Below are 19765 nucleotides of genomic sequence, written 5' to 3'. Positions count from 1 at the left end.
TCGCGGTCCACATGCGCGTTCGCACGGGGGAATTCGAACCGCTTCGGGGCGTGCTCTCCGAGGCGGAGGAGCCGCTGACCGCGAGCGAGATCCTCTCGTCGCTCGAAGGGCACGAGACGCTCGACAGCCCGCACCGCGTCGCCACGATACTCGGCCGGTGGGCTGAGCGCGGCCGGGTCGTGGTGATCCCCGACCGACCGTACCGGTACGAACTCGCCCGGTGACGCTCGGCCGGGCTGATCGATCCGATCGAACCGGTCGACGTATCCGGACGACAGCGAGTCTCGAACAGGTACGCCGGCCGCGCCGTAACCGACGGACGGCTTCGGAGACTCCTCGCCCGGAGGGTTCCGGGAGCCGACCGTGGCGCGTCCGTCGCACGCCGCTTTTCGTTCCCGAGACGGAGACGCGATTCCCGTTCGGTGCGGCACGCGGCCGGCGGCGCGGTCACCCGGCAGCGACTACCGGGATCTTTCGACGAGCCGCCGGATCGGCGGTTCACCGCCCGAGGAGGCAGCGTCGCCCGTCACCGCGGAGCCTACGGCCGGTCCGTACGGCCGTCAGCTCCGCCACGGTTCGCAGTATTTACGAAATTCGAAATCGTTCTACGCCCATCGTAATTTTTCGCCGGACTTATTACGATGTGCGGACTTCGAGGGAACAATGACCGACGAGGCGACTTCGACTGACTCTCGGGCGGAGTCCGAGAACCGGACGATACTGCTCATCGGCAGCGGACCCATCCAGATCGGGCAAGCCGCGGAGTTCGACTACTCCGGCGCGCAGGCCTGCCGCGCGCTACAGGAGGAGGGGGCCCGAGTCGTCCTCGTCAACTCCAACCCCGCGACCATCATGACCGACCCGGAGATGGCAGACCGGGTGTACATCGAGCCGATCACGACCGAGGCCATCGCCGAGATCATCCGGAAGGAGCGCCCGGACGGCGTCATCGCGGGGCTAGGCGGCCAGACCGGGCTCAACGTCACGGCCGAACTCGCGGAGGAGGGCGTCCTCGACGAGTACGACGTCGAGATCATGGGAACGCCGCTGGACACCATCTACGCGACCGAGGACCGCGACCTTTTCCGCCAGCGGATGAAGGACATCGGCCAGCCGATGCCCCGGTCGACGACGATCTCGCTGGACGAGGGCGAGTCGGTGACGGACTTCGACGCGGGCGCGCTCAGGGAGCGCGTCGAGGCCGCGGTCGAGGCGGTCGGCGGCCTCCCGGTTATCGCCCGCACGACGTACACGCTGGGCGGCTCCGGCTCCGGCGTCGTCGACGACATGGACGAGCTCGTCGAGCGCGTCCGCAAGGGGCTGCGGCTCTCGCGGAACGGCGAGGTTCTCGTCACCGAGTCGATCGCCGGCTGGGTCGAACTGGAGTACGAGGTGATGCGCGACGCCGACGACTCGTGCATCATCATCTGCAACATGGAGAACATCGACCCGATGGGCATCCACACCGGCGAGTCGACGGTCGTCACGCCCTCGCAGGTCATCCCGGACGACGGCCACCAGGAGATGCGCTCGGCGGCGCTCGAAGTCATCCGCGAGCTGGGCATCCAGGGCGGCTGTAACATTCAGTTCGCCTGGCGCGACGACGGCACGCCGTCCGGCGAGTACCGCGTCGTCGAGGTGAACCCGCGCGTCTCGCGGTCGTCGGCACTCGCCTCGAAGGCGACGGGGTACCCGATCGCGCGCGTCACGGCGAAGGTCGCGCTCGGCAAGCGCCTCCACGAGATAGAAAACGAGATCACCGGCCAGACGACCGCGGCCTTCGAGCCGGCGATCGACTACGTCGTGACGAAGGTGCCGCGCTGGCCCAAGGACAAGTTCGACGACGTCGACTTCGCGCTCGGGACGGCGATGAAGTCGACCGGCGAGGCGATGGCGATCGGCCGCACCTTCGAGGAGTCGCTGCTGAAGGCGCTACGCTCCTCGGAGTACGAGCCGAGCGTCGACTGGGCGGAAGTGAGCGACGAGGCGCTCGAAGCCGAGTACCTCGAAACGCCAACGCCCGACCGCCCGTACGCGATGTTCGAGGCGTTCGAGCGCGGCTACACGGTCGAGGAGGTCGCGGAGCTGACCGGGATCGAGACGTGGTACGTCGAGCGGTACGGACGCATCGCCGAAGCCTCCGCCGCGGCCGCCGAGGGGGACTTCGAGCCCGCGGCGACCGCGGGCTTCACGAACGCAGAGGTCGCTGCGACGGCGGGGGCGTCGGTGGACGAGGTCGAGATGTCCGTCCCCGAGCGGACGTTCAAGCAGGTCGACACCTGCGCCGGGGAGTTCGAGGCGTCGACGCCGTACTACTACTCGGCCCGCCAGCCCGAGTACCTGAACGACGAGCCGCTGAACGAGGTTCGGGTCGACACCGACGTCGAGAGCGTCGTCGTGGTCGGCGGCGGCCCGATCCGCATCGGGCAGGGCGTCGAGTTCGACTACTGCGCCGTCCACGCGGTGCGCGCGCTCCGCGAGGCCGGCGTCGACGCCCACGTCGTGAACAACAACCCCGAGACGGTCTCGACGGACTACGACACCTCAGACGGGCTGTTCTTCGAGCCGATCACGGCCGAGGAGATCGCCGACGTCGTCGAGGCGACGGGCGCGGACGGCGTGATGGTCCAGTTCGGCGGGCAGACCTCCGTGAACGTCGGCGAGCCCCTCGAAGCGGAACTGGAGCGCCGCGGCCTCGACTGTCGGATCCTCGGGACGAGCGTCGAGGCGATGGACCTCGCGGAGGACCGCGACCGGTTCAACGCGCTCATGGACGGCCTCGGGATCGCCCAGCCGGAGGGCGGCACCGCGACGAGCGAGGCGGAGGCGCTCGACCTCGCGCGCGACCTCGGCTACCCCGTGCTCGTCCGCCCGAGCTACGTCCTCGGCGGGCGCGCGATGCGGGTCGTCCACGACGACGACGAGCTGGCGGAGTACATCGAGGAGGCCGTCCGCGTGAGCCCCGACAAGCCCATCCTCGTCGACCAGTTCCTCGACGGGGCCGTCGAGCTCGACGTCGACGCCGTGTCCGACGGCGAGCGCGTCCTGATCGGCGGCGTGATGGAGCACGTCGAGAGCGCGGGCGTCCACTCGGGCGACTCCGCGTGCATGATTCCGCCGCGGTCGCTCGACGACGAGACGATGGCCCGCGTCCGCGAGGTGACGGAGGACATCGCCCGGGAGCTGGAGACGGTCGGTCTGCTGAACGTCCAACTGGCGGTGAAGGAGCGCGAAGGGGAGGCGCAGAGCGCCTCGGAAGCGAGCAGCGAGGTGTACGTGCTCGAAGCCAACCCCCGCTCGTCGCGCACCGTCCCGTACGTCTCGAAGGCGACGGGCGTGCCCATCGCGAAGCTCGCGGCGAAGGTGATGGCGGGCGCGTCGCTGGACGAACTCGAAGCGGCGGAGCGGATCCCGGAGCAGGTGAGCGTGAAGGAGGTCGTCCTCCCGTTCGACCGCCTGCCGGGCTCCGACCCGCGGCTCGGCCCGGAGATGAAATCGACCGGCGAGGTGATGGGAACGGCCTCGACGTTCGGAAAGGCCTACGAGAAGGCGCAGGCCGCGACGGGCAAGCCGATCCCGACGACCGGGACCGCCGTGGTCGATCTCTCGGACGACGAGTTCCCGGACCCCGACTCGGCGGCCGGCCGCGAACTCGCGGAGGGGTTCGCCGAGCACTTCGAACTCGTCTCGTTCGACGATCCGGAGGCCTTCCGCGAGGCGATCCGCGCCGGCGAGATCGACCTCATCGTCTCCCGCGACCGCGCGGCGCTCGAAGTCGCCGTCGAGGAGGAGGTGACGTACTTCTCGACGGAGGCCAGCGCGAAGGCGGCGCTCGAGGGCATCCGCGCCGCGGACGACCCCATCGACGTGCAGGCGGTCTCGGACCGGCCGAAGCGCGTCGCCGAGTGGGGGAAGTAGCCCGCCGAGCGAGGGAGTAACGGTCGGCGGCTGCGGGGAGCGGGCGCGTCGCACCGCCCCGTTCGCGCTCTCGGCCGACGAACCGGGGGCGCGCCGCGGAACGGGGTCGCTCGACGACGGGGCGATACGATTATCTCCGTGGCAACCATACACACACTCACAGGTCGAGAATCGTCGTCGGGGGATTGGTGACCTGGTCACCCACGATATCGCAGCCTTCGACGGTTCCGCCTGGCGTTTTGACGCGCCGGTCCGAGCGACCGAGGAGACGGATCGCTCGGCCGGGCGGGTCGAACGGCGACGACGCCGGCCCGGCGCTTCGTCCTCGTCGCCGTTTTCCGCATACTCGTCGCGGGAGATCAGTCCAATTTCTCAAGCGCCTGAAAGAAGTCCGACTGCGGGCCGGCGAGCCGCATCGGCGGTCCGGAGGTCGCGATGCGGACCTCGGCGGGCGGCGCGAGCTCCCGCGAGATCCGGCCGTCGCTGACGACGACCGCCCGCTCCGCCCCCGTCACCGCCACCGTCACCTCGCTGTCGGGCGGGACGACGATCGGGGGCATCCCGTCGTCGGCGCACATCTCGTTGACGACGAGCCCCTCTATCTGCGGGTGGACGAGCGGCCCGTACTCGCTCAGGTTGTACGCGGTGCTCCCCGTCGGCGTCGCCACGAGCACGCCGTCGGCGTCCGACTCGGAGTACAGCGAGCCGTCGACCCGGACCTCGACGCGCGCGCCCCCGCCGCGCCCCCGCCGCGGGCCCTGTACGACGATCTCGTTCGCGGCGGGTTCCCCCCACCAGCCGTCGCCCCGCGCGGCGATCCGGGGGACCTCCCGGACCTCGAAGTCGCCGGCGCGGAACGCCTCGACCTCGGCGAGGACCGCCCCGATGGCGTCCTCGGGCGAGACCGCGTTCAGGAAGCCGACCTCCCCGAGGTTCACCCCGAGGATCGGCGTGTCCTGCGCGCCCCGGGCGGCGAACAGGAACGTGCCGTCGCCCCCGATGCTGACGACGAGGTCGCACTCGGCGAACCGAGACACGGGAGAACCTTCGGCGTCGAGCGCCTCCGCCGTCGCCTCGTCGAGGCTGACCGACGCGTCCGCTTCCCGGAGCCGGGATCGGAGATCGCTGGCGAGGCGCGCCGCCCGACGGTTGCCCCGCTGTGCGACGATGCCGACGTTCATGCGACGCGGTTGACCGCCGGCCGCCAAAAGCCCTCCGTACCGACCGCGGGCCGTCGAGCCGCGCGGCGCGGGCAACATTCATGACACCCGGCCGCCACTGTCCGTCCGATGATACGCCGGTGGTGGCACGGGGAGGTGAGTGCCCGATGAGCGACGACGAGGACTGGTTCGAGCGGGCCCTCCGTGAGGCGAGGGAGGCGGATCGGCGGGACGGCGAGGCGGATCGACGGGACGGCGAGGCGTCGCCCGGCGCGCCGGACGAGGCGTCGCCGGACTTGCAGGACTTCGCCGGCGGGTTCGAGAACGCGCCCGAGCGCGCCGGAGTCGGCGACCGCGGGGACGGCTTCGGCGGTTTCGACGCGGGGGACGACTTCGGCTTCGCCGCCTTCGGCGACGACGGCGCGGACTCGTTCGGCGGCGGACCGTTCGACGACGAGGAGTTCGAATCGGACATCGAGCGGATCGAGATCGGGATCGAGGGGCTCGACGAGATGATCCTCGGCGGCGTCCCGAAGCGGTCGCTGATGGTCGCCATCGGCAGCGCCGGCACCGGGAAGACGACGGTCGGCCTGCAGTTCCTCCACGAGGCGCTCCGGAACGACGGAAGGGGCGTCTACATCACCTTAGAGGAGAGCCGCGAGGCCATCCTGGCGACGGCGGAGGAGAAGGGGTGGCCCTTCCGGCGCTTCGAGGACGAAGCGCGCCTCGCGGTCGTCGCGCTCGACCCGGTCGAGATGGCGAACAGCCTGGCGAGCATTCGAAACGACCTCCCGCGGCTCATCGACGAGTTCGGGGCCGACCGCCTCGTGCTCGACTCCGTCTCCCTCCTGGAGATGATGTACGACCACCCCTCGAAGCGCCGCAGCGAGGTGTTCGACTTCGCCCGCGCGCTCAAGGAGGCCGGGGTGACGACGATGCTCACCTCCGAGGCGAGCGAGGACAACCCCTACGCCTCCAGGCACGGCATCGTCGAGTACCTCGCCGACGCCGTGTTCGTCCTCCAGTACGTCCGGCCGTCGGACTTCCGCGAGACGAGGCTGGCTGTGGAGATTCAGAAGATCCGCGACGCAAACCACTCCCGCGAGACGAAGCCCTACGAGATCACCGCGACGGGGATCAGCGTCTACCGGCAGGCCAACATCTTCTGACCCGGCCGTTTCTCGCTTCGCGCGCCTCGCGGCGCGGTGCCGACGCGTCGGGGGCGTTCGTATCACAGTCGGCGAATGTGCGGTTTCCGGACATTCTTTTCCTATCATTTTGGCCCGCAAATTTATCATGGAATCGCACCTACATTACGGTATGGCGGACAAAACCGAGACGAAACGGACGATGAGCCGCGAGGAGTTCGCCGACTACCTGCGGATGTTGGCCGACGGGTTCGACGGTGAGGGTGAGGTGACCGTCTCGGTCGACAACAAGTCGGTGACGCTGCACCCGCCGGGCGAGATCACGGCCGAGGTCGAGGTCGTCGAGCGCTCGTCGATCCTGCGCGGGGACAAGGAATCGATCGAACTGGACGCGTCCTGGAAATCCACGGAGTGATCCACCATGGCACTCGTAGACACAATCCTGATCTTCGTCATCAGCCTACTCGTCGGCGCGCTCGCCATCCACGTCGGCGCGAAGCTCGTCATCGACAGCGACGTCGGGTTCGTCCGGGCGGTGATAACCGCGCTCGTCGGCGCGATCGTGTGGGGCGTCCTGAGCTTCTTCGTGGGGTGGATCCCGCTGCTCGGGCCGCTGCTCATGCTCATCGCCTGGATCAGCGTCATCAACCTGCAGTACCCCGGCGGCTGGGGCTCCGCGGCGGCCATCGGCTTCGTGGCCTGGATCGTGGCGGTCGTCGCCCTGTACGTGCTCGCGGTGCTCAACATCGTCTCGCTCGGCGCGCTCGGCGTACCCGGGGCGTGACGCGGACGAGAAGCGACCGGCGGACCGCCGAAGCGCCGAACCGCCCGCCGTCGCGGACGGCGGGCTACTCGCCCTCGTAGATCCGCTCTCCGCGCTGGAGGCGCGCCGCGATGGTGAACGTCTGCTCCCGCTCGCGGCGCGTCGGCGAGTGCGCCGCGAGGTACCGCGCGACCGCGACCAGCAGCGTCCGTTTTTCGTCGGCGTCGTCGCGCCCGTCGTACTGCGCGAACCCGGCTTCGAGCGCCTGGTACGTGTGGAAGCCCGCGTCCTCGCGCAACAGCGCCTCCCCGAGCCGCTCTCTCAGCGCCGCCGGGTCGCCGCCGGCGTCGAGGTAGTGCGCCGCCAGCGCGCCCGCGGCGTTCACCTCGCCCTCCTCGTCGAACGTCTCCATCAGATCTGAGAGCAGCGCCTCCGGGTCGGCGTCCGCGTCGCCGCGCCCCGGGAGCGGCGCGGGCGGGGTGTTCAGGAAGCGGTCGAGGTAGACGTTGACGGCCCCGTCGAACACGCCGCGGTACAGCTCGGTCGCGTTCGTCCGCTGACTCAGCCGGTGGACCGCGTTCGCGTACGTGAACGTGTGGTGGACGGTGTTCCAGTCCGAGAACTCGTTGCTCGTCGAGAACCGCGCGACGCGGGTGGCGGCCGCGAGCGCGACCGACGACGCCAGCTCCTCTATCGTCGCCCCCTCGCGGATCGCCCCCTCCAGCGCGCCGACGATCGCCTCGGGGTCGTCGCTCAGGAGCGTCTCGGCGAACGACTCGGGTTCGGTCCACGTCCGTCCCGCGCCCGCCGCCACCAGGTCGTCGAGCCGGTCGAACGTCTCGGCGAGCATCGCCGCGAGGTCGACCGGCTGCCGCCACGAGGAGCGCTCCTCGCTGCGCGCCGCGGTGGCGAGCCCCCGGACCAGGCTCGGGAGGACGTGATCCGCGCGCTCCCAGCCGACGTGGTCGAGCGCCTCGCACGCCTTGTTGACGAAGTCCATCGCGTGACCGGCGTCGAGGTAGCGGTGGTCCGTCGCGGCGGCGACGAGGAGCTCCGCCAGTTCGGCCTGCGAGCACCCGGCGGCGACGGCGGTGCGGAGACACCGCTCCGCCCCGTCGGCGTCCCGCACCTCGATCGTGTCCCGGAACCACGCTTTGAGCCGGGAGAAGGGGAGATCGCGGGCGTCGAACGGCTCCTGGTCGAACTTCGGCGGCTGGTCGGCGCAGTCGCGCGCGACGTGGACGAGCCCCTGGTACAGCGCACGCTTTCGGTCCTCCTCGCGCAGCGTCGGCAGGACGTTCGCCATCGCGGTCAGGATGGTCAGTCCCGGACCCCAGCCGCCCTCGCGGTAGCGCGTCCCGAACAGCACGCCGGTCTCCACCTGCGTCTCGGGGGCGACGCCGGCGTCGACGAGCCCGATGGCGGACTTCGCGATCACCAGCCGGAGGTTCCCTTCGAGGCCGTCCTCCAGCCGCTCGGCCCAGTGGACCGCGGGCGGGTCGTCGCGCCGGGGGGTCGGATCGACGTACACCGTCCCGTCGCGGACTTCGACGGGGTAACTCGGCACGTCGTCGGCCCAGGGGTCGAACGTGCTCCCGCAGGAGAGTTCGAACCGCGCGTGGTGCCAGTGGCAGGTGAGGATCCCCTCCTCGACGGTCCCCTCGGTCAGCGGAAAGCCCATGTGCGGGCACCGGTTGTCGACGGCGTGGATCTCGCCCTCGTGGTGGAACAGCGCGACGGAGCGGCCGTCGATCGCGAGAAGCTTCCGTCCCTCGGCTCGCAACTCGGCCTCCGGGACCGCCTCGACGAAGTTGGTGGCGGGTTCGCTCATGACGCAGGGTAGCGCGGGACGGGGTAAAACCGTTCTCTGGAGCGAATTTCTGTAAACCGGATTATCATTCCCGACGTCGGGTCATTCCGTCGGTGAATACGCTTTTGCCCCTCGCGCCCGTACAACGGGCGACCGTGTCCGAACTCACCGTCCGAATCGATCCCCACGTCCACTCGGAGGCGTCCTACGACGCCAGCGCGCCAGTCGAACTCGTGCTGGAGCAGGCGGCCGAAATCGGGCTCGACGCCGTCGTCATCACCGATCACGACGTGATCGACGAGTCCCTCCGCGCGGCGGAACTCGCCCCGCTGTACGGGCTCGTCGGGATTCCGGGCGTCGAGGTGACGACCGCCCACGGGCACCTTCTCGCGATCGGGGTCGAGGAGATGCCGCCGCGGCGCAGACCCGTCGACGAGACCGCGGCCTGGGTGCGCGAGCGCGGCGGCGTCGCCATCGTCCCCCATCCGTTCCAGCGGAGCCGCCACGGGATCAGAAAGCGCCACCTCGTCGGCTGCGACGGCGGCTGCGTCGACGCGATCGAGGTGTACAACTCCTGGCTCTTCACGGGGTACAAGAACCGGCGCGCCCGCCGCTTCGCAGACGCGCACGGCTACCCGGGCGTGGCCGCCAGCGACGCCCACAGCGTCCCGCTGGTCGGACGGGCGTACACCGAGATCACCATCGACGGCGCGACCCGCGCGGACCTCGACGCGGAGCTGATCCTCGGCGCGATCCGCGACGGCGAAACCCTCATCCGGGGGCGGCGGACGCCGATCCCGGTCTCCGCGCGCCACTACGCCATCGGCGCGGCGCGGACGAGCGGCTACTACGCGAAAGTCGGCGCGCTCCGCAGCGGAAAGGTGGCGAAGACCGGGGCGCTCCTGGGCGGGAAGGTCGCCAAGACCGGCGCGCTTCTCGGCGGTCGCTACGCCGTGCTCGGCGCGGCGCGCGGCGCGCGAGCGCTCTACAACCTCTCGCCGCTGTCGCGGTGATCTGATCCCCTCACGACCGCGGTTGCCGCCCGCCGTCGCGGCGACTGCCCGGCGGTGCCGTCGGGGTTCGCTTCGACCGAACTGCCGCCGTCGCCCCCGAGGCGGAGCGGGCAGTACGCCGCGAGGGGTGGATACTCGCGGCGTACGTACGACTCCGGACGCGACGCGACGGGTCCCTTCGCCGACCGCGTCGGTCGCGCGCGTCCGGCCTCGAATCGACGGGCCGGACGGGATCGAGCGGCGGGGCGTGCGCCTCCGAACTCTCCGTAGCCAAGGGTTATTCCGCCGCTTCGCCAAGCTGGCGCGATGTCGGAGAACGCACGCGATTCGAAGTACGTCCGATCCCGCGGCGGTCCGCGCGTCGAGCGCCTGTCTCCCGAGCCGACGATCCACGAGGGCGTACAGATCACGGAGAGCTCCCTCGGTGACTGGACCGAGATCCGATCCGGCTCCCGGCTGCACGCCTCGGAGATCGGCGATTACACGTACCTGATGGAGCGCGTCCAGCTCGATTACGCGGCGGTAGGGAAGTTCGGAAACGTCGCGTCGGACGCCCGACTCGGGCCGACGAACCATCCGATCGACCGGCCGACGGCCCATCACTTCACCTACCGCTGCGAGATGTACGGCCTCGGCGAGGACGACGAGTCGGTCTTCGAGTGGCGGGCCGACCAGCCGGTCGAGGTGGGCCACGACGCCTGGATCGGCCACGGCGCGACCGTCCTCCCGGACGTGACCGTCGGCAACGGCGCGGTTGTCGGCGCGGGCGCCGTCGTCGTCGACGACGTGGAGCCGTACGCGATCGTCGCCGGCGTCCCGGCCGAGCCGGTGGGGCGGCGGTTCCCCGACGAGGTCGCCGCCCGGATCGAGGCCACCGAGTGGTGGGACTGGGACCGCGACGCGCTCCGGGAGCGGCTGGACGACTTCCGGGACCTCGAAGCGTTCCTCGACGCGCACGCTCCCTGAGCGGCAGTCGGTCGGAGGAGGGGGAGGGTCGGGAGCCGGTCGGCGTCGGTTTTCAGTCCGAGGCGACCGCGGGGGGCTTTTCGCTGCCCTTCCCCGCCATCGCCAGCACGTCGTCGAAGAAGTCGAGCGAGTCGTGCGGTCCGGGGTTCGCCTCGGGGTGGTACTGCCGGGTGATGACCCGGAGCTCGTCGTTCGCCAGCCCCTCGGCGGTGTCGTCGTTGACGTTCACCTGCGTCACGTCGAGCTTCGGTCCGGGGTCGGCGACCGTGTAGCCGTGGTTCTGCGTGGTCATGATCACGCGGCCGGTGTCGAGATCGCGGACGGGCTGGTTGACCCCGCGGTGGCCGAACGCCATCTTCTCCGTCTCGCCGCCGAGCGCGCGGGCGATCACCTGCTGGCCGAGGCAGATGCCCGCGAGCGGCACCTCGCCGACGAAGCGCTCGACGAGCGCCGCGGCCGCCTCGAAGTTCGCCGGGTCGCCCGGCCCGTTCGAGACGAAGAGCACGTCCGGGTCTACCGACTCGACGTCCTCGACGCTCGCGTCGTACGGGAGGACGTGGACGTCGGCGCCGCGTTCGACGAGCGACGTGACGATCGAACCCTTCGCGCCGCAGTCGACGAGCGCGACGGTGGCGTCCCCCCCGCCCGGGTGGACCTCGGGTTCGGTCACGCTCACCTGCGCCCCGATGTCCGCGTGCTCGCTCATCTCCTTGCACTGTTCCAGCTCTTCGCGTGCGGCTTCGGGAGTGGCGTCGGGGCCGACGGCGATCCCGCAGCGCATGGCGCCCTCCTCGCGGATCGCGGTCACGAGCGCGCGCGTGTCGATGTGATCGATCGCCGGCACGCCCTCGTCGGCGAGCCACTCGACGACCTCGTCGGTGAACTCGCGGGCGACGGCCGCGCGCGGGTGGATCCGGTCGGATTCGAATCGCTCGTCTCGGACGCCGTAGTTCCCGATGAGCGGGTACGAGAAGGTGAGGACCTGCTCCTCGTAGGAGGGGTCGGTCAGGCTCTCTTCGTAGCCCGTGTAGGCCGTTGTGAACACCAGTTCGCCACGCGTCCGCCCCGGAACGCGGCCACGCGCCTCGACGACGCGGCCGTCCGCCAGGGCGATGTAGGCGTCCGACATTACGAGAAACACACGAAACCCGGGCGTATAAGCCTTACTTTCGAAATCAGATTACGAATTTCGTAATCCCTAAGCTGCACGAGACGCATCCCCGTGCACATGGACGACCTCGACCGGCGGATCCTCAGCATCCTCCGACGCGACGCGCGAACGCCCTACACGGAGATCGCAGAGCGCGTCGGCACCTCGGAGGGGACGGTCAGGAATCGAGTCGAGCGGATGACGACCGAGGGCGTCATCGAGCGGTTCACCGTCGCGACCCGGACGGGCAACGTCAAGGCGATGATCGAGGTGTCCGTCGCGGTCGACGTGAACACCGCGGCGGTGTCGGATCGGATGGCAGAGTGGGAGGAGGTCGACTTCGCCTGGCAGGTGTCGGGCGAGGAGGACATCGTGCTCGTCGTCGACGCCGCCGACACGCGCGCGGTGAACGATCTCATCACGCAGGCGCGCGAGCTGGAGGAGGTGAAGAGCACCAAGACGCGGCTGATCCTCGACGAGCGGCTCGGCTGACCGACCGCGGATCCGCCCACCACCGCGGGCACCTGTCGTCCCGTCCGTCGGTTCGCCCGCCAAACCTATCTCGTCGGCGGGAGTAGCACGCGCCATGCGACGAGACCCCCGGCCGGACGGCCCTTCTTCCGGCGGTCGCACCCTCCGAGCCGCGGCTGACGGCGGCCGTCCCGCCCGCGGCGACCGGGTGCTCGTCTTGAACCCGATCAGCGGGAGCGCGGACCACGCCGCGACGGTCCGCGATCTCGCGGCCGACCACGGCTTTTCCGTCCGCGAGACGGACGAGGAGCGCGACGGCGTCCGCCTCGCGGCCGAGGCCGTCGAGGACGGTGCCGAGTTCGTGGCGGCCTGCGGGGGCGACGGGACGATCAACGAGGTCGTCCGCGGCGTCGACCGCGCGGGCGGGCTCGGAGACGTGACGCTCGGCGTCGTGCCGGCGGGGACCGGCAACAACTTCGCCGGGAACGTCGGCGTCGAGGGGATCGAACACGCCTTCGAGGTCATGGAGTCCGGCCGCCGCCGCCGGATCGACGTGGGGCGCGTCAGCGCGACGACGGACGAGGGAACGACCGAACGCCCGTTCGTCAACTCCTGCGTGGGCGGGCTGACCGCCGAAGCGAGCGGCGCGACGGAGGCGGAGTCGAAGAGCCGGTTCGGCGTCGTGGCGTACGTTCTGACCACGCTTCGGACCCTCGCCGACTTCGACGCCGTGCGCCTCGGCGTCGACCTCGAGTCGGCCTCGGTACCGCGGGAGGGCGGAGCCCCCCGCGACGACGGCGAGAGCGAGAGCGGGTACGACGACGCTCGGGGCGGGTGGGAAGGAGAGGCGTGGCACGGGGAGGCGCTGTGCGTCCTCGTCGGAAACGGCCGGCGGTTCCCGGCCGAGGGGCGGACGCAGGCGGACATGGAAGACGGGCTCTTCGACGTGACGATCATCGAGGACCGGCCCGCCGTCGATCTCGCCGGGCAGGCGGCGGTCCAGCGCCTGTTCGGCGGCGAGACGGAGCACATCACCCGGCTGAAGGCGCCCGAACTCTCGCTCGACGTGCTCGGCGACGAGCCGATCCGGTTCAGCCTCGACGGCGAGATGATCGCCGCCGACCGCCTCGCCGCGGAAACGCGGGCGGGCGGCCTCGACGTTTGCGTCGGGGAATCGTACGAGCCGCACCCGGAGTAGGACGCGGAATAGCGTCAGCGCGGCGCGGACGAGCGCAAGCCGGCGCAAGCGCGCGCCGACCTCACTCGCCGGTGTCCATCCACCCTTTGGCCGTGTGGATGCGGTTGTACGCCTTCGCGAGGACGCGGTCGGCGGGGCCGAGCTTGACGACCGGTTCGATCCGGCCGCCGCGGATCGCCTCGACCACGGAGGCGGGCGAGAGGTCGTCGGCGTCGATCCGGGTGTACGCCCGGCCGACTTCGATCGGATAGTGCGCGTCGCTGCCGCCGACGAGCGGGAGGCCGAGCCGCTCGGCGAGCCGCCGCGTCCGCGCGACGTGGTCGGGGTTCTTCCCGTTCAACTCCACGGCGTCGAACTCGGCGTCGGAGTTCCGCGCCGCGCTGTTGCGGTACGGGTGGGCGAGGATCGCCGCGCACCCCCGCTCGTGCGCGAGCGACACCGTCTCGACCGGCGTGAGGCCGCCCGCCTCCGTCCGGCTCGGCGGGTCCGGCCCGACCACGACCACGTGTCCCTCGGTCGTCGACACCTCGACGCCCGGGACCGTCGGCGTGCCGATCTCGGCGGAGTACGCGTAGTCGTGGTTCGTCACGGCGAAGCCGTCGAGGCCGCGGAGCCGGGCGACCAGCGCGTGCAGGCGCAGCCCGATCGGGTCGTACCGCGTCGGTCGGCCGCGCCATCCGTGGAAGAAACGGCTGTGGGTGTGGAGGTCGACAGCGTACACAGTCGAACAACCGGGGGGCGACCCTTTGCTCTTCCCCCTCTCGACGCCGAAGCGGGGCCGTTTCGGTCGCCGCGCCGCCAATCGACCGACGCGAAGCGAGTCAGCCGCCGTCCCGTTGGTCGACTGACGCGGCGCGGAATCGCCGCCCGCATCGAAGAACCCTTCACCCCCGTGCGCAATGACTCCGCCATGAGCGCGAACGAGGTTCCGGCGTCCGGAGAGGAGGCCGAGGTCCACAGGAACGCCCGACAGAACGTCATCGCCGTCGACGGGGACGACAACGAGCAGGGGCTCGTGAACCGACTCGAAGCCCACACCGGCGACGGCGTCCGGCACCGGGCGTTCACCTGCCTCGTCTTCGACGGCGGCGGGCGGCTGCTCCTCGCCCAGCGCAGCCCGAAAAAGCGCCTCTGGGACACCTACTGGGACGGCACCGTCGCCTCCCACCCGAGTCAGGGACAGACGCAGGAGGAGGCGACCCGAAAGCGCCTCGAAGAGGAACTCGGCGTCACGCCCGACCAGTACGACGACCTCCGGGTGACGGACCGGTTCGAGTACAAGCGCTACTACCCGAATGAGGGCGTCGAGTGGGAGGTCTGCGCCGTGCTCAAGGTGACACTGGACGACGTCTCCCTCGACCCCGACGAGGACGAGATCGGCGGGCTGCTCTGGGTGGACTACGAGCACCTCCACGACCACCCCCGGTGGTACCGGCAGCTGCGGCTCTGCCCGTGGTTCGAGATCGCCATGCGCCGTGACTTCCGAGCTGACGCTCGCTGACGGGGTCCGCGGGGCCCTGCTCCGTCACGCCCGCCAGGGGCTCCGCGACGGTCCGCGGGAGGTGTGCGGCGTTCTCGTCGGCGCGCGGGCCCGTGAGCGGGACGGCGCAGACCGCGCGACCGACTGCCGGCGCGTCCCGAACGTCGCGGCGAATCCGCGGACGGAGTACGAACTCGATCCGGCGGAGGCGCTCGCCGCGATCGAGGACGCCGAAGCGGCGGGACTGGACGTCGTCGGGTTCTACCACTCCCATCCCGAGAGCCCGCCGGTTCCGAGCGAGACGGACCGCGATCGGGCGACGTGGAACGGGTACGTCTACCTCATCGTCGCGCCCCGAACGGACGAGGTTCGGGCGTGGCGCTGGACGGGCGAGGCGTTCGATCCGCTGCCGATCGCCGTCGAGTGATCGGGTGTGGCAGGGACGGCCGGAAGCGCCCGCCCGGACGCGCTCAGACGAGTTCGGCGACGCGGAAGAACTCGTCGGGGGAGACGTGGAGGGCGGCCCCCGGGTCGGGGTCGTCGCCGTCCGTCACCTGTACCGGCAGGAAGCCGGCCGCCCGCGCCGGCTCGATGTCGTCGTCGGGGTCGTCGCCGACGTAGACGTACCGCTCGGCCGGCAGTCGCTCCTTCGCGGCCGCGAAGATCGCCGGATCCGGCTTCATCGCCCCGAACTCGTGCGAGACGAGGATCTCGTCGAACAGGGGTTCGAGGCCGTGGGCCGCCAGCTTCGCGCGCTGTACCTCCCCGACGCCGTTCGAGAGCACGCCGAGGGCGTGATCCGCGGCCAGCGCCGAGAGCGCCGCCTTCGCGCCGGAGGCGACCGTCGAGGCCGCGATTTCGCGTTCGAGGTACGCGTCGGCGAAGGTTCCGCCGTCGACGTCGAGGTCGTACGCCGAACAGAGGTCGGCGGCCGCTTCGCGGTACGGGTCGTCGGCGAACGAGAGGAAGCGCTCGAAGAAGGACTCCGTGTAGTAGTCGACGCCGTCCCCGCCGACGGCGACGCCGAGCGACTCGCAGGTCGCGGCGAAGATCTCCCCGTAGGAGCGCTCGTACCGGACGAGCGTGCCGTCGAGATCGACGTAAACAGTTGCCACGCCATCACGATCGGGCCGGCCGTAGATAAGGCCTATTGCCGCGTGCCGGTAATTCGCACGCGATGCAACCCGAACTGTACGATTCGCTCGACGGACAGGTCGCGCTCGTCACCGGCGCGAACCGGGGGATCGGGAGGGAGATCGCCGCCCGACTGGCGGACCTCGGCGCGACGGTGTACGCCGGCGTTCGGAGCGTTTCACACGAGGTGCCCGGCGACCAGCGGTCGGTCCTTCTGGACGTGACCCAGGAGGGCGACATCGAGGCCGCGGTCGACGGCATCTTCGAGGAGGCGGGCCGGCTGGACGTGCTGGTGAACAACGCGGGAGTGGGCGAGTTCGGCGACTCGCTCGTCGGCGAACCGACGGAACGCATCGACCGGACGCTCGCGGTCAACCTCCGCGGCCCGATGCTGCTCTGCAAGCACGCGCTCCCCCTCCTGCTCCAGCGGGAGGGCGGACGCGTCGTCAACGTTTCCTCCGGCATGGGCGCGATCACCGAACCACAGAGCGGCAGGTCCCCGGCCTACCGGGTTTCGAAGACCGGGCTGAACGGGCTGACCGCCTACCTCCACGGCGAGTACGGCGAGCGCGGCCTGATCGCCAACTCGGTCTGCCCGGGGTGGGTGCGGACGGACATGGGCGGCGGGGACGCGAGCCGCCCCGTCGAGAAGGGGGCGGAGACGCCGGCGTGGCTCTGCCGGTTCAGGCCCGGAAGTCCGGCGGGGCGGTTCTGGCGCGACCGGGAAGTCATCGGGTGGTGAGCCGGTCCGCGCGAGCCGTTGCAGGCCGCCGCTCCCCTTTGACCTCCGCGACGTCCTGAGATTAATATGCCAAAACGGGGCCAGTTGGTGCCATGCTCTGAGAGACAGCCGCGGAACGGCCCGCGGGAGCACGGCGACCCGTTCCGCGTTCGGCGCCGGAGCCGTCCGTTCGCACTCGCCGCACATCGCATCGGGGTGCGGACGAAGCCGATGGCCGATCGAGTTACTCCGCTCGGTGATTCCCCCGCTCCGAGAAGAAGTCGAGGAGCAGGTTCGCCACCTTCACCGGCTCCTCGTGTTGGACCCAGTGGCTCGCGTCGAGCATCGCCAGCCGACCGTCGTCGCACAGGTTCACGCTCGGCCGCGCCATCGACTTCTTGAGGAACTGATCCCTCGCCCCCCAGATGACGAGCGTCGGTACCCGGACCCGTCTGCGCCGCGGACGGGGTCGGTTGCGCACGATCGCGCGGTACCAGTTCACCATCGCGGTGAACGCTCCCGGCCTGCTCCACGCCTCGCGGTAGCGCTCGAAGTCGACCTCGGAGAAGGTTCCGGGCTCGCTCGACTCTCGCATCGTCCGCACGATCAGCTCCCAGTCGTGGAACCGCGAGGTCGCCTCCGGGAGCACCGGAAGCTGGAAGAAGGCCACGTACCAGCTTCGCAGCCGCTGACTCCAGCTCCGCCTGAGGGTCCGCCGGAACACCGACGGGTGGGGGACGTTCACGGCGCAGAACTTCTCCACGTGTCCCGGGTGGTGCAGGGCGACCCACCACCCGACGGCGGCGCCCCAGTCGTGCCCGACGACGAACGCCTTCTCGCGGCCCGTCGCGTCGATCAGGCCGACCACGTCGGCGGCGAGTTCGTCGATGCGGTACGCCGACACGCTCGACGGCTTGTCGCTCAGGTTGTACCCCCGCTGGTCGGGGACGACGACGCGGAAGCCGGCGTTCGCGAGCGGTCGGATCTGGTCGTGCCACGCGTACCAGAACTCGGGAAAGCCGTGGAGGAGCACGACGAGCGGGCCGTCGTTCGGCCCCGCCTGCACCGTGTGGAGTCTGACGCCGTTCGTCTCGACGTAGACGCTCTCCCCGGGAACGTTCGACGGGTAGCCGACGTCGGTGTCTGTGTCGACCGCCATGTCACGCGAGAGCCGACGTCCCCTGGATCGACCAGCCGAGTTGCGGCGACCCGAAGCCGCCGTACTGTGCGTTCATGGACCTCGATACGCCGCCTCGCAGTAAATACCTGCCTGCGTGCGGGACCCTACCGCCGCCGGCCGCGGGTCGCGCCGGTCATCGACCAGACGGCCGTCAGGCCGAGCAGCAGCGCCGGGACCATCGGCAGCACGAGCATCGCCACGAGGAACGGCAGACCCAGCTCCGACAACGCGCCGGGGAAGAGGTAGATGACGCCCGGGATCACGAGGAACGAGAGGACGACGACGGCGACGAGGGCCCAGCCGGCTCGGCCGAACCCCGTCGGTTCCGGTTCGCTCCGCTCGTCGGCATCGTAGCCCTCGGGCCGGTGGACGTACCCGCCGTCAGTTTGCTCCGCGCTACTCGCGGAGACGCCGTCGGGTCGCTTCGCTCCCGACGAGCCTCCGCTCGCTTCGTCTTTTCGCGGGCCTCGCCCGCTCAAACGGTCCGCGGAGCTTCGCTCCGCGCTACTCGCGGAGACGCCGTCGAACTCGCTCCGCTCGTCCGACGAGCCTCCGCTCGCTTCGCTCGCGGAGACGCCGTCACTTCGCTTCCTCCGCTCGCCCTCAGAGTTCACTGTCTGGTCTTACCACCACTTTGCCAAATCCCTCACGGTTCTCGATCATCTCGTGGGCGCGGGCGGTCTCGCTCATCGGGAGCACCTCACGGATCCGCGGCTCGAACGTGCCGTCCCACACCAGTTCGAGCACGTCGTCGACCTCCCCCGGCGTCGCCATCGTCGACCCGACGACTGACAGCTGGTTCCAGAAGATGCGGTTCAGGTCCGTCTCCGGTCGCCCGCCCGTGGTCGCCCCGCAGGTGACGATCCGGCCGCCCTTCGCCAGGCTCTTCAGCGAGTCGCGCCACGTCGCCGCGCCGACGTGGTCGACCACCATGTCGACGCCGCGCTTGCCGGTCAGCTCGCGGATCGCCCCGGCGAAGTCCTCCGCCTCGTAGTTGATGAGGTGGTCCGCGCCGCACGCCTCGGCGTACTCGAGCTTCTCGTCGCTGCTCGCGGTCGCGTACACCTCCGCGCCGACGTAGTCGGCGATCTGCACCGCGGCGTGGCCGACGCCGCCGGAGGCGCCGAGGACGAGCACTTTCTCGCCCGGCGCGAGTTCGCCGCGCGTCAGGAGCATCCGCCAGGCGGTCTGGAAGACGAGCGACGCCGACCCGGCGATCTCCCAGTCGACGTCCTTCGGCACGGCCACGAGGTTGTCCTCCGGCACCGCCGCCACCTCGGCGTGGACGCCCGGAAGGTGCTCGCCGAGGATGCGGAAGCGCACGCACATCGACTCCTCGCCGTGGCGGCAGAACTCGCACTCGCCGCAGGCGACGCCGGCGGTCACGGCGACGTGATCGCCGGGCTCGAACCGGCTCACGTCCTCCCCCACGGCCTCGACAATGCCGGCGCCGTCGCTCCCGGGGACGTGCGGCATCTCCAGGGTCACCCCGGGTAACCCCTTGCGCGTCCAGATGTCGAGGTGGTTCAGCGCGCCGGCCTTGACGTCCACCAGCACCTCGTCGCGTCCGGGCTCGGGGTCCGGAAACTCGTCGTACGTGATGACGTCGCGGTCGCCGTGATCCGTGAACTGGACGGCTTTCATGCGCGTGCA

The 19765-nt window shown here is 70.5% G+C and carries 20 protein-coding genes; 12 read left to right on the top strand and 8 right to left on the bottom strand.

All coding sequences use genetic code 11. The annotated features are described in order from the left end of the window. The first annotated feature begins 11 nt into the window (after nucleotides 1-11). Nucleotides 12-224, top strand: coding sequence for a hypothetical protein (locus tag CNO20_RS03500; RefSeq protein WP_101294615.1), 213 nt, complete (start codon nucleotides 12-14; stop codon nucleotides 222-224). Nucleotides 225-663: 439 nt separating this feature from the next. After that, a complete protein-coding gene (gene carB, locus CNO20_RS03495) occupies nucleotides 664-3918 on the top strand; it encodes a carbamoyl-phosphate synthase large subunit (RefSeq protein ID WP_101294614.1) in 3255 nt (1084 codons plus the stop codon). Between the two features lie 359 nt (nucleotides 3919-4277). Here the strand turns inward: carB and CNO20_RS03490 are convergent, their stop codons facing one another. Continuing rightward, the gene (locus tag CNO20_RS03490; protein ID WP_101294613.1) at nucleotides 4278-5099 is read right to left on the bottom strand and encodes an NAD(+)/NADH kinase; all 822 of its coding nucleotides are present in this window, start codon (nucleotides 5097-5099) and stop codon (nucleotides 4278-4280) included. Nucleotides 5100-5245: 146 nt separating this feature from the next. Between CNO20_RS03490 and CNO20_RS03485 the strand changes: the two genes are divergently transcribed. The 3 genes from CNO20_RS03485 to CNO20_RS03475 all read left to right on the top strand — a co-directional run bounded on the left by CNO20_RS03485 (nucleotide 5246) and on the right by CNO20_RS03475 (nucleotide 7010). Beyond that, nucleotides 5246-6247 carry a KaiC domain-containing protein gene (locus CNO20_RS03485; RefSeq protein ID WP_101294612.1) on the top strand — a complete coding sequence of 334 codons (1002 nt, stop codon included), beginning with the start codon at nucleotides 5246-5248 and terminating at the stop codon, nucleotides 6245-6247. A gap of 151 nt (nucleotides 6248-6398) precedes the next feature. After that, nucleotides 6399-6641: an amphi-Trp domain-containing protein gene (locus CNO20_RS03480; protein WP_101294611.1), complete on the top strand. Its 243-nt coding sequence runs from the start codon at nucleotides 6399-6401 to the stop codon at nucleotides 6639-6641. Nucleotides 6642-6647: 6 nt separating this feature from the next. Next, on the top strand, nucleotides 6648-7010 hold the full coding sequence (locus tag CNO20_RS03475; RefSeq protein WP_101294610.1) for a hypothetical protein: 363 nt from the start codon (nucleotides 6648-6650) through the stop codon (nucleotides 7008-7010). Nucleotides 7011-7074: 64 nt separating this feature from the next. On the opposite strand, the gene CNO20_RS03470 is transcribed toward CNO20_RS03475, so the two are convergent. Continuing rightward, a complete protein-coding gene (locus CNO20_RS03470; protein WP_101294609.1) occupies nucleotides 7075-8820 on the bottom strand; it encodes a Rieske (2Fe-2S) protein in 1746 nt (581 codons plus the stop codon). Nucleotides 8821-8954: 134 nt separating this feature from the next. On the opposite strand from CNO20_RS03470, the gene CNO20_RS03465 reads away from it, so the two are divergent. After that, entirely contained in the window at nucleotides 8955-9812 is an 858-nt protein-coding gene (locus tag CNO20_RS03465) for a CehA/McbA family metallohydrolase (RefSeq protein WP_101294608.1), read from the top strand. A gap of 306 nt (nucleotides 9813-10118) precedes the next feature. Then, a complete protein-coding gene (locus tag CNO20_RS03460) occupies nucleotides 10119-10778 on the top strand; it encodes an LbetaH domain-containing protein (RefSeq protein WP_101294607.1) in 660 nt (219 codons plus the stop codon). A 52-nt stretch (nucleotides 10779-10830) separates the two neighbouring features. On the opposite strand, the gene carA is transcribed toward CNO20_RS03460, so the two are convergent. Continuing rightward, nucleotides 10831-11907: a glutamine-hydrolyzing carbamoyl-phosphate synthase small subunit gene (gene carA / locus CNO20_RS03455; RefSeq protein ID WP_101294606.1), complete on the bottom strand. Its 1077-nt coding sequence runs from the start codon at nucleotides 11905-11907 to the stop codon at nucleotides 10831-10833. Nucleotides 11908-12006: 99 nt separating this feature from the next. Here carA and CNO20_RS03450 point away from each other — a divergent pair, with 99 nt between their 5' ends. Further along, nucleotides 12007-12420: an Lrp/AsnC family transcriptional regulator gene (locus CNO20_RS03450; RefSeq protein ID WP_101294605.1), complete on the top strand. Its 414-nt coding sequence runs from the start codon at nucleotides 12007-12009 to the stop codon at nucleotides 12418-12420. A 94-nt stretch (nucleotides 12421-12514) separates the two neighbouring features. Further along, complete coding sequence (locus CNO20_RS03445; protein ID WP_101294604.1) at nucleotides 12515-13597, top strand: diacylglycerol/lipid kinase family protein; 1083 nt, start codon at nucleotides 12515-12517, stop codon at nucleotides 13595-13597. A 61-nt stretch (nucleotides 13598-13658) separates the two neighbouring features. Here CNO20_RS03445 and CNO20_RS03440 read toward each other — a convergent pair whose 3' ends face one another. After that, the gene (locus CNO20_RS03440) at nucleotides 13659-14318 is read right to left on the bottom strand and encodes a PHP-associated domain-containing protein (protein WP_101294603.1); all 660 of its coding nucleotides are present in this window, start codon (nucleotides 14316-14318) and stop codon (nucleotides 13659-13661) included. Nucleotides 14319-14507: 189 nt separating this feature from the next. Between CNO20_RS03440 and CNO20_RS03435 the strand changes: the two genes are divergently transcribed. Beyond that, the gene (locus tag CNO20_RS03435) at nucleotides 14508-15098 is read left to right on the top strand and encodes an NUDIX hydrolase (RefSeq protein ID WP_101294602.1); all 591 of its coding nucleotides are present in this window, start codon (nucleotides 14508-14510) and stop codon (nucleotides 15096-15098) included. Next, nucleotides 15073-15504 (top strand): desampylase, encoded by a 432-nt coding sequence (locus CNO20_RS03430; protein ID WP_233203891.1) that lies wholly within the window; start codon nucleotides 15073-15075, stop codon nucleotides 15502-15504. Before CNO20_RS03435 ends, CNO20_RS03430 begins: the two co-directional genes overlap by 26 nt. Nucleotides 15505-15547: 43 nt before the next feature. Here CNO20_RS03430 and CNO20_RS03425 read toward each other — a convergent pair whose 3' ends face one another. Next, nucleotides 15548-16192, bottom strand: coding sequence for an HAD family hydrolase (locus CNO20_RS03425; protein WP_158237360.1), 645 nt, complete (start codon nucleotides 16190-16192; stop codon nucleotides 15548-15550). Between the two features lie 62 nt (nucleotides 16193-16254). Here CNO20_RS03425 and CNO20_RS03420 point away from each other — a divergent pair, with 62 nt between their 5' ends. Further along, on the top strand, nucleotides 16255-16953 hold the full coding sequence (locus CNO20_RS03420) for an SDR family NAD(P)-dependent oxidoreductase (RefSeq protein ID WP_101294600.1): 699 nt from the start codon (nucleotides 16255-16257) through the stop codon (nucleotides 16951-16953). 223 nt (nucleotides 16954-17176) lie between these two features. On the opposite strand, the gene CNO20_RS03415 is transcribed toward CNO20_RS03420, so the two are convergent. The 3 genes from CNO20_RS03415 to CNO20_RS03405 all read right to left on the bottom strand — a co-directional run bounded on the left by CNO20_RS03415 (nucleotide 17177) and on the right by CNO20_RS03405 (nucleotide 19756). Then, nucleotides 17177-18091, bottom strand: coding sequence for an alpha/beta fold hydrolase (locus CNO20_RS03415; protein ID WP_101294599.1), 915 nt, complete (start codon nucleotides 18089-18091; stop codon nucleotides 17177-17179). 125 nt (nucleotides 18092-18216) lie between these two features. Beyond that, nucleotides 18217-18591 (bottom strand): DUF7977 family protein, encoded by a 375-nt coding sequence (locus CNO20_RS03410; protein WP_394337240.1) that lies wholly within the window; start codon nucleotides 18589-18591, stop codon nucleotides 18217-18219. Between the two features lie 124 nt (nucleotides 18592-18715). Next, nucleotides 18716-19756 carry a zinc-binding dehydrogenase gene (locus tag CNO20_RS03405; protein ID WP_101294598.1) on the bottom strand — a complete coding sequence of 347 codons (1041 nt, stop codon included), beginning with the start codon at nucleotides 19754-19756 and terminating at the stop codon, nucleotides 18716-18718. Between the last annotated feature and the right edge of the window lie 9 nt (nucleotides 19757-19765).

The sequence above is a fragment of the Halegenticoccus soli genome (assembly GCF_002844195.1).
GTDB classification, from domain to species: Archaea; Halobacteriota; Halobacteria; order Halobacteriales; family Haloferacaceae; genus Halegenticoccus; species Halegenticoccus soli.
Note: the sequence above shows the minus strand (reverse complement) of the source record. Positions and strands in the feature narration are given on the sequence as shown.